The organism is Frankia sp. CoBUL1 (assembly GCF_978021245.1).
In genome coordinates this window covers 1-9,331 of the sequence record NZ_CDXDOS010000128.1, presented here as the reverse complement: position 1 = coordinate 9,331, position 9,331 = coordinate 1, and the positions used below count along the sequence as shown (strand labels likewise).

Genomic DNA, 9,331 nt, shown 5'->3' with positions numbered 1-9,331 from the left:
CTGGCTGGCGCGAGGAAAGGCCTGACATGAGGAAAGGCCAGGTCACCCAGGCGGTGCCGGTGCCGCCGCCGCTGCGTCCCGACGACCGGTTCGGAAACGTCGTCGATCGGATCCGCACCGTCGCCGCGGTCTGCCACGACGTCGTGGCGGTCCGCAACGAACACCGTGCCGTTACCTTCGCCCAGCTCGTCGCCTGGGTGAACGTCGTCGCCGGCCGCATCCTTCGGGAGCCCGCCGCGGCTGACCCGGACACGCCCGTCGCGGTGCTGTTGCCCCACGGCGCGAGCGGGATCGCCGCCGTCCTGGGCGTCATCGCGAGCGGCCGGCCCTGCGTGCCCCTCGACAGGATGCATCCCACCGACCGTCTCGCTCAGGTCGTGGGGCTGGCGGGGGCCTCGGTGTGCGTCACCGGACAGACTGGCTCCGCCGACCAGCGGGCTGCCGCCGCGCTGCCGGGGATCGTGGAGACTATCGACGTCGGCGACGAGCGCGTCGCCGACTGGTCCCCGGCGCTGGCTGACCGGGTGGCGTCGACTGCGCCGGGCCGATACCGATCCAGCCGTGCTCATCTTCACCTCCGGGTCGACCGGAGTACCGAAGGGTGTCGTGTGGCACCACCGCGCCCTGCTGGGCATCCACTACGCCATCCAGGTCCAGGACGTGATGCGGCTGGTTCCGGGCGACCGTCTGCCGCTTTTCCTGCCCTACTCCTTCATCTCGGGGATGAACCGGACGGTCGGTGGCCTGGTCTTCGGCACCACCCTCGAGATGTACGACCCTCGGGTCCGCGGCGTCCGCGACCTGGCCGACTGGCTGCGCGCCACCCGGCCTGCCGGCATCGTGGCCACGCCAGCGCTGATCCGGATTGTGTTCGGCTGCCTTGAGCCGGACGAGGTGCTCGACGACCTCCGATTCGTCATGTCGGTCGGCAAGGCGATCTACGCCCGCGACGTCGAGTTGGCCCGCCACCACCTACCACCGGCCGCGGCGTTCCTGGTCTCCTACGGAGCCTCGGAGCTCGGCACGGCGACCTGTGCCCCGATCTGGTCGGACGACGACCTGCCCGACGGCGTGATGCCGGCCGGGCGGCCGGTGGTTGACGTCGCGGTGAGGGTGGTCTCGCCGGATGGCATCGAGATGCCGCCCGGTGAGACGGGGGAGATCGTCGTGATGGGCCACTTCATCACGGGGGGCTACTGGCGGGTGCCGGCGGCGAGCGCGTCGCGGTTCGGCATCGGGCCGGACGGCACACCCACCTACCGCACCGGAGACCTCGGGCGCATCGACGCCAGCGGCCAGCTCAGGGTTGTCGGCCGCAACGACGCGGCCGTGAAGATCCGCGGGTACCTCGTCGAGCCGATCGAAATCGAGTCCGCCCTGCTGGCGAGCTCGGATGTGCTCGAAGCCGTCGTCGTGGCCGACAGGACCACGCAGCGGGCCCGCCTGGTCGCCTACGTCGTCCCCGTGACCGGCGCCCGGGTCTCACCGGCCTCGATCAGGCGCCTGCTACGGGCCAAGCTGCCCTCCTACATGGTGCCGGCCACCGTCATGCTGCTCACCGCACTACCGAGGACCGACCGCAGCAAGGTCGACCGACTGAACCTACCCCCCGCCGGTCCGAAATCCGGCCAGGACCCGCCCCGCGACCAGTGGGAGGAGGCCGTCGCCGGCGTGTGGGCCGCCGCCCTGCACCTCGACGACGTCGGTATCCACGACGACTTCGTCGAACTCGGCGGCGATTCCCTCATCGCCGAAGAGCTCCTCACCAGGGTCGCCGACGAACTCGGTGTCAAACTCCCCACCTCCACCGTCGCCAACGCCCCCACCGTCGCCGAGTTCACCGCCCGCCTGCGCAATGCCGGCACCGACGTCCTACGCCACCCCACCGTCGTCCCGCTGCGCACCACCAGCAGCGGCGGGCCCCTCTTCTGTTTCTGCGGCGCCGGCGGCCTCGCTGTCGGCATGCTTGGCTTCGCCCGCCACTTCGACGGCGAACGCCCCGTCTACGGCGTCCAAGCCCACGGCCTCGAATACCGCGGTCTCCCCGACTGGTCCATCTACGCCGCCGCTCGCCGTCACGCCCGCACCCTGCGCCTACTCCAACCCGCCGGCCCCTACTACCTCGCCGGCCACTCCTTCGGCGGCCTCGTCGCCCTCGAAACCGCAAGACTCCTCACCGAGGCCGGCGAGCACGTCGAACTGCTCGTCCTCATCGACAGCTTCCTGCCCGACACGTCCTCCGGCGTCTTCGCGGGAGGAGTACAGCCCTCTCAGCTTCCAGTTCCGGGGGGCCCGACCAGGAGCTCGAATCCGGCTCCAGCCTTGGACCGTGCGGGGGGATCGGCTATGGGCCCGGCGCGCGCGGGGGCTGCCGCACGGGTCCTGCTCGGCTGGGCCCGGCAGGCGGCCCAACTCCCGTTGGCTGGCGTCGTTCAGTTCAAGGGCATGAACCAGTACGACGTCTTCTACAACCAGTCGCGGGTGCTCACGAGGTTCTACCGGCCCAAGCCCTGGAACGGGCGGGCGCTAGTCTACCTGGCTGCCGCCTCGCCGCCGCACCGTACGGAGGCCTGGCGCCCGCTGCTGACCGGCGAGACGACCTACCGCACCGTGGGCGGCGACCACGACACCGTGCTGCGCGAACCCGTCGTAAGCGAGATCGCGGCCGACATCCGGGCGGTCCTCGCTGGCTGTACCAGCTCCCGCAAGGCGTGAACGGCTGCCGCTTGAGTGCTTTCGGAGTGACTGGCAGTCCTGGCGACCGGGAGAACGCGATCCCGTGGCCAGGCCGACAGCGAAAGGTCCGTGTTCGTGAGGGTGCAGGACGCAATCAATGTCGAGGACTTCCGGGAACTGGCGCGCCGCAGGCTTCCCCGGGCGGTTTTCGACGCCATGGAGGGCGGCGCCGGCGACGAGGTGTCGCTCAGGCGTAACCGCACGGCGTTCGACCGCATCGAGTTCCGCCCACGGCCGCTCGCCGACGTCGCCACACGAGACCTCTCGACTACCGTGTTCGGCGAGCGGCTGTCGATGCCGATCATGCTGGCGCCCACGGGCGCGGGCCGCCTCGCGCGGTCGTCCGCGGAGATCGCTGTGGCGAGGGCCGCGGCGCGGGCGGACATCGTGTACATGCAGAGCACCGTGGCAGCCTTCCCGCTCGAGGATGTCGCCGCGCGCTCGACCGGCACGCTGTGGTATCAGCTCTACCTGCCCCCCAACCGCGCCGAGGTCGGGAACCTCGTCCGGCGGATCGCGGCGGCGGGTTACCGGGCCCTGGCCATCACCATCGACACGCCGGTCCTGGGCAACCGTGAGCGCGACACCCGCAACAAGCTCATGAGTCGGCCGCCGCATCCCAAGATGCTGCTGCAGGGGGCCAGCAAGCCGGCGTGGGCGACCGATTTCATCCGCGGCAAATTCGACTTCATGGGCAAATTCGACTTCATGCGCGGCCAATTCGGCGCCGGCCGTCCCGGCGGCCCGTCCCGGCTAAGCCTCAACCAGACCCGAGCGACAATCAAATCGTCGTCGGACTGCGTCACCTGGGAGGACGTCGAGCGGATCCGGTCGTTGTGGGAAGGCCCGTTGCTCCTCAAGGGCCTGATGCGCGGGGACGAATGCGACCGGCTCGTCGAGCTGGGCGTCGACGGTGTCGTGGTCTCGAACCATGGCGGGCGGCAGTTGGACGGCCTCCCCGCGACCATCGATATCCTGCCGGAGGTGGTTGACGCGGCGGCGCGCAGACTCACGGTGTTCCTCGACGGAGGTGTCCGGCGAGGCAACGACGTGGTCAAGGCGCTGGCCCTCGGCGCCGCGGGGGTCTTCGTGGGTCGGCCCTACCTGTACGGCCTCGCCGCGGGCGGCGAGGCCGGTGTCCTACGGATGATTGAACTGCTACGCGTGGAATTCGACCACGCGATGGCGCTGCTCGGCGCCGCGACCGTGGCGGACCTCGACCGCAGCCTCGTCTCGGGCGCACGTATCCCCAGCACCCTCTCACCGTCGACGCGATAGGCCATGCCTGTCGACGGCCGAGCTGGGCTGCTTGGCGACCTTCCGTCACCGCCTGCTACCTTAACGGCATGCTCTCCGTGTCGTGGCAGGGACCCGGCACCGCCGGTCTCCGGACAGCCGTCAGCGAACGTTCGTATGCCAGAGGTGTGCACTACGCCCAGCAGAGCGCGGTTACGAGGATCGACTGGGACCCCGACGAGAACACCCTCCAGGGCCGGGTGCGTGGAAGCGGCGGCGAGGTCTACGCGACGAACGCGCAGTTCTCGGGTGACGGTCCGTCCTCTTGGACGTTCCAGTACGGCTCGTGCACCTGCCCGGTGGGCGCCGACTGCAAGCACGTCGTGGCACTGGTGCTGACGGCCACGACAGGCGCGACGGCCACGGCGAGCGCGGCAACGGGTGCGGCGGCGGCCCCCGGCCCATCGGCGCGGCGGTCCGGGTCCTCCCCGCGGTCGGCTCGGCCCCGGCAGGCTCGGCCCCGGCCGTCCCGGTCGGCTGCCTGGACCGAGGACCTGGGAGAGCTGCTGGGTTCCTCGCCCGCCGTCGGCGGCGGCCATGGCGGGGCCGGCGGGACGACGCCGTTGGCCGTCGAGCTGAGCTTCACGGCGGATCCGCCGGCCCACGGCGGCGGGTCCGAGCTGGGCCTGCGGGTCACGGCCCGGCTGGTGCAGCCGGGCCGGAACGGCTGGGTCAACGCCATCGGGTGGGACGTCCTCAACGCGGCGTACCAGACCCGCGAGTACCAGCAGCCGCAGGTACGGCTGCTGCAGGAGTTCTTCGCCGTGTACCGGGCCCATGAGGAGCGGTACGGGTACTCGTACTACTCCTCCTACTCTTCCGGCGGCGCGAAACGACTCGATCTCTGCGCGTTCGAAAGCCGGCAGCTCTGGTCGATGCTCGACGAGGCCGAGGCGGTCGGCCTCCGGTTCGTGCATGCCCGCAAGAAGCTCGGCGACGTGAGCCGGTACGGTTCCGCGGAGCTGTGCCTGAACGTCACCCAGGACGAGAGCACGCAGTCGCTGGTCGTGGCTCCTCTGCTCCGCCTCGGCGGGACGGCGACGGACGCCGCCGTGTTCTCGTTCATCGGCCGCGACGGCCACGGCGTCGTGTACGTCGACCGGGCGGAGGTCCTGGCCTCCGACGACCATCGGGACTGGCACGTCCGGCTCGCGCGGCTCGCCCAGCCGGTGCCGCCACGGCTGCAGCGGATGGCGGTCGGGAACGGGAGCCTGCGGGTGCCCCGCAGCGAGGAGTCCCGCTTCCGCGCGGAGTTCTACCCGCGCCTGCGGCGCCTGGCCCCCGTCGTGTCCAGCGACGGTTCCTTCGAGCCGCCGGAGGTGCCGCCGCCGGCCCTGGTGCTGCACGCCTCCTACGGCGATGACCACGAGCTCGACCTCAGCTGGGGATGGGCCTACGAGGTCGGCGGCGAGCGGATCCACGTGCCGCTGTACGCGACGGAACCGGACGGCACCGAACCGGACGGCACGATGCTGCCCGCCGCGACGCCGCCCGCCGCGGAACCGGACGGGTTACGGGATCCGCGCCAGGAGCAGGACGCGTTGCGGGGCGTGCTGGCGGCGCTGGATCTGCCCTCCGGCACGGCCGCCCTGCTCGCCGGTGACCAGGGTTCCGGTCTGCGGCCACGGGTGCGGCTGCGCGGCGTCGACACGATGCGCGCGACGACGGAGCTGCTCCCGTTGCTGGCGGACCGGCCCGGGGTGGCCGTCGAGGTCAGCGGTGACCCCGCGGCCTACCGGGAGGCCGGCGACTCGCTGCTCATCGGCCTGTCCACCGACGACGTGGTGGGCGAGACCGACTGGTTCGATCTCGGGGTCACCGTCACCGTGGAGGGCCGGCAGGTGCCGTTCACGGACGTCTTCCTGGCGCTGAGCCAGGGGCAGTCGCACCTGCTCCTCGCCGACGGCGCCTACTTCAGCCTGCAGAAGCCCGAGCTACAGTCGTTGCGGCGGCTGATCGAGGAGGCGCGGGCGCTGCAGGACTCACCCGGCGGTCCGCTGCGGATCAGTCGGTTCCAGGTCGGGCTGTGGGAGGAGCTCGCCGGGCTCGGTGTGGTCGAGCGCCAGGCGCAGTCGTGGCGCCAGCAGGTGACGGGGCTGCTGGAGCTGGGTGCCGAGGGCCAGCTCGAACAGGAGCCGCCGGCGACGCTCGCGGCGACGTTGCGCTCCTACCAGCTCGACGGTTTCCGGTGGCTGGCGTTCCTGTGGAAGTACCGGCTGGGCGGGGTGCTCGCCGACGACATGGGCCTGGGAAAGACGCTGCAGACGCTGGCGCTGGTCTGCCACGCCCGGCAGGCCGATCCCGAGCTCGCGCCGTTCCTCGTCGTCGCGCCGACGAGCGTCGTGTCGAACTGGGCCGCGGAGGCGGCCCGGTTCGCGCCCGGGCTGCGAACGGTGGCGATCCGCGACACGCAGCGGCGGCGTGGCGAGGCCCTCGACGAGGCGGTGTCGGGCGCCGACCTGGTGATCACCTCGTACACGCTCTTCCGCCTCGAGCACGAGGAGTACGCGAGCCTGGCCTGGTCGGGCCTGATCCTCGACGAGGCCCAGATGATCAAGAATCACCAGGCGAAGGCCTACCGGTGCGCCCGGCTGCTGCCGGCGCCGTTCAAACTGGCCGTCACCGGGACCCCGATGGAGAACAACCTGATGGAGCTGTGGTCGCTGCTGTCGGTGGCCGCGCCCGGCCTGTTCCCGAACCCGATCCGCTTCCGCGACTACTACGCCCGGCCGGTCGAGAAGCAGAACGACGTCGAGCTGCTCGCCCAGCTCCGACGGCGGATCAGGCCGCTGATGATGCGCCGCACCAAGGAACAGGTGGCGCCCGAGCTCCCGCCAAAGCAGGAACAGGTCCTGGAGGTGGACCTGCACCCGCGGCACCGCAGGCTCTACCAGACCTATCTGCAACGGGAACGGCAGAAGGTGCTGGGCCTGGTCGACGACATGAACCGCAACCGCTTCACGATCCTGCGCTCGCTGACCCTGCTGCGCCAGCTCAGCCTGCACGCCGGCCTGGTGGACGACCACCACGCAGACCTGCCGTGCGCCAAGATCGACGCTCTGTTCGAGCAGCTCACCGACGTTGTCGACAGTGGTCACCGGGCCCTGGTCTTCAGCCAGTTCACCGGATTTCTCGGCAAGGTACGCGAACGGTTGTCCGCCCTCGGTGTGGAGCACTGCTACCTCGACGGCCGGACCCGCGACCGGTCCACCGTGCTCAAGCGGTTCAAGACGGGGTCGGCCCCGGTTTTTCTCGTCAGCCTGAAAGCCGGCGGGTTCGGCCTGAACCTGACCGAGGCGGACTACTGTTTCCTGCTCGATCCGTGGTGGAATCCCGCGACCGAGGAACAGGCGGTCGACCGGACGCACCGCATCGGGCAGTCCCGCAACGTCATGGTCTACCGCCTCGTCGCCCGGGACACGATCGAGGAGAAGGTGATGGCGATGAAGGGCCGGAAGGCGCGGCTGTTCTCCAGCGTCATGGACGACGGTGACGTGTTCAGCTCGACGCTCGACGCCGACGACATCCGCGAGCTGTTCGCCTGACGCCCCCGGACCGCCCCCTGCCTCGTGGCCGGTGGCCTGACGGGCGCGGGCGGGTTCACCCGGTTCCAGCGGTTCGCCTGGTTCCACTGATGGGCGCCCATCGGGGCCTGTGGCCGGGCCGTCGACCGGCAGTTAGGCGAGGTCAGGGCGTCGGCGCCTGTCAGGGTGACGACGTCGGGTTCCACGCACCGGGGCGGACCTCTACGGTGATGCCTCGTGCGGGTCATCTGGGCGGCGTTGGCCGCGATCGTCGTGTCCGTCGGGGTACTGACCGGCTGCAATGCGTCCCCCGCGGCGGACGCGGCCGCGGCGGGGACATCGGTGAGCACGTCGGCGGTGCCGATCGCGGCCGCCGGGGAGTGCGGGGGCAGGGTGACCGACCTCGCCGGGGTCGAGAAACTCCTCTCCGAACCGGTCGGCTGCCCGGGCGGCACGAACAGCTTCTGGCACGGCGAACTCGGCGACGCGTGGACACCACCGCGGTTCGTCCCCTACCGGGACGGCCAGGTTCCGCGGGACGCCTGCGGCGCGCAGGTGAACGATCCCAAGCAGTTCGCGGACAACGCACTGTACTGCCAGCTCGACGACACCGTCGCCTACAGCGTCGACTTCATGACGGAGCTGTTCCAGGCGGGTGGAGCGTCCTACCCGCTGTTTGTGATCATGCACGAGCTGGGCCATCGGGGCAACCGGATCGGCGGGACGATCGGCGTGGTGTCGCGCGCGGAGGAGAACCAGGCCGACTGCTTCGCCGGCCGCCAGGCCAAGAGCGCGCACGACGCCAAGCGCATCGCGTTCACCGACGCGCTGCAGGGCGCGCTGCTGTTCTACAGCATCGGCGACACCCGCGACAGCGGCTGGTTCGACCAGGAGGCGGCCTCCGCCCCCGGCGCCCACGGCACCCCCCGTCAACGCGCCCAGGCCTTCTCCTTCGGCTACCTGCGCGACAGCGACACCTGCCACCGGCTCGGCCAGTCCAAGAGCGGAAGCGTGCCGCTGTTCTGACCCAGATACGCCAGTAGTGGTGGCAGGCGCGGATCTTCGGTAGGTCTGAGGTGATGTGAACCTGGCTGGCCCGGTTGATCGCTTCGTCGCCGTCGCCCAGTTCGACTGCGGCAGCGACGACGTGCACGCCGGTGTTGGCCGGACGGAGCGGTAGGAGCCGTCGGGAAAGCTTTCCAGCACGGGAAGGGTGAGATTCGCCTTGACGCGCCACAGGAGGTCGGCGCCGGTCTCCGCGGCGGCGCACCACAGCTCGTAGCCGTAGAAACTACGGTCGGCTATGACAAGCATGCCGGGTTCCAGCCGGCTCAGGATCTGGCGGGCCAGCGTGGTCTCACCTGTTCGGCATCCACCGAGCCCGGCGGCGAGAAACGCACGGCTCCCGCACTCGACGAGCCCGAGAACCTGGACCTTCGGGTAGGCGCTGGCCTTCGATCCGTTCTGGAGCTTCTCGAACTCCTCGCGGTTGGCGGGAGTGTCGGGGATATCCAGACTGAACCCGTCGATCGCCATCAGCCGCCGGTCGGCCAGGAACGCCCCTTTCAAGCCGGGATGCGCGATCGGTTCCGCTGCCCGTTCGAACAGCACGCGCAGCGGCTCCTCCCCGAGCCGTTTCCGCGCGTGCGTGAGACCGCTTCCGGTCGGGACCTCCCAGTCCCGCCACCAGCCGAACACCTTCAGGCCCGCGACAAGCTTCTCCATGACCTCCTCGTAGTCGTCATCGAAGAACAGCCACATCGCCAGCGTTAAGG

General features: G+C 70.5%; 4 protein-coding genes and 2 pseudogenes. 5 read left to right on the top strand and 1 reads right to left on the bottom strand.

The features are described from left to right. Nucleotides 1–26: 26 nt before the first annotated feature. The 5 genes and pseudogenes from AC08OX_RS10915 to AC08OX_RS10895 form a co-directional block, all read left to right on the top strand. Nucleotides 27–446, top strand: a pseudogene (locus tag AC08OX_RS10915) (AMP-binding protein); the annotation flags it as partial. Nucleotides 447–561: 115 nt separating this feature from the next. After that, entirely contained in the window at nt 562–2,715 is a 2,154-nt protein-coding gene (locus tag AC08OX_RS10910) for an AMP-binding protein (protein WP_476607706.1), read from the top strand. Between the two features lie 96 nt (nt 2,716–2,811). Continuing rightward, the gene (locus AC08OX_RS10905) at nt 2,812–4,014 is read left to right on the top strand and encodes an alpha-hydroxy acid oxidase (protein ID WP_476607705.1); all 1,203 of its coding nucleotides are present in this window, start codon (nt 2,812–2,814) and stop codon (nt 4,012–4,014) included. Nucleotides 4,015–4,082: 68 nt separating this feature from the next. Beyond that, on the top strand, nt 4,083–7,577 hold the full coding sequence (locus AC08OX_RS10900) for a DEAD/DEAH box helicase (protein ID WP_476607704.1): 3,495 nt from the start codon (nt 4,083–4,085) through the stop codon (nt 7,575–7,577). A gap of 216 nt (nt 7,578–7,793) precedes the next feature. Further along, nucleotides 7,794–8,582: a neutral zinc metallopeptidase gene (locus tag AC08OX_RS10895; RefSeq protein ID WP_476607703.1), complete on the top strand. Its 789-nt coding sequence runs from the start codon at nt 7,794–7,796 to the stop codon at nt 8,580–8,582. Between the two features lie 135 nt (nt 8,583–8,717). On the opposite strand, the pseudogene AC08OX_RS10890 reads toward AC08OX_RS10895, so the two are convergent. Next, a pseudogene (locus AC08OX_RS10890) lies at nt 8,718–9,317 on the bottom strand (IS4 family transposase); the annotation flags it as partial. Nucleotides 9,318–9,331: the final 14 nt, after the last annotated feature.